This window comes from Dellaglioa sp. CoH-57-MRSF-20 (assembly GCF_056781955.1).
This window is the reverse complement of the sequence record NZ_JBXAXV010000213.1, coordinates 1-310: the sequence shown is the minus strand read 5'-3', so window position 1 is coordinate 310 and position 310 is coordinate 1. Positions and strand designations below refer to the sequence as shown.

Below are 310 nucleotides of genomic sequence, written 5' to 3'. Positions count from 1 at the left end.
GATCTGGGTGAACCTTCGGCGGCCACCGGATCATCTACAGGATCAGGTGATCGGAAGAAGAGACGTACAAAAGAAGTGCCTAACTTGGGAGAAATGAATGACCAGTGAGCGACGGCCCGAGGTCCACGATCTTAAATCGGACCCTATTCCATTTGAAGACGCGTGGTCCGGGTCCAAGAAAGCGGAGGTGCGAGTCAACGACCGCAATTTTCAGGTTCGTGATTGGCTGTTTGTGCGTGAATTTCGTGAGGGCCGGGTCCAAGACCGCGAGTTCATGGCCCGCATCACCCACATACAGTCAGGATATGGG

The 310-nt window shown here is 54.2% G+C and carries 1 protein-coding gene; it reads left to right on the top strand.

The annotated features are described in order from the left end of the window. Window positions 1-97: 97 nt before the first annotated feature. The coding region (locus AC1RPN_RS08810) for a DUF3850 domain-containing protein (RefSeq protein ID WP_481763811.1) at window positions 98-310 on the top strand (213 nt) is incomplete at its 3' end.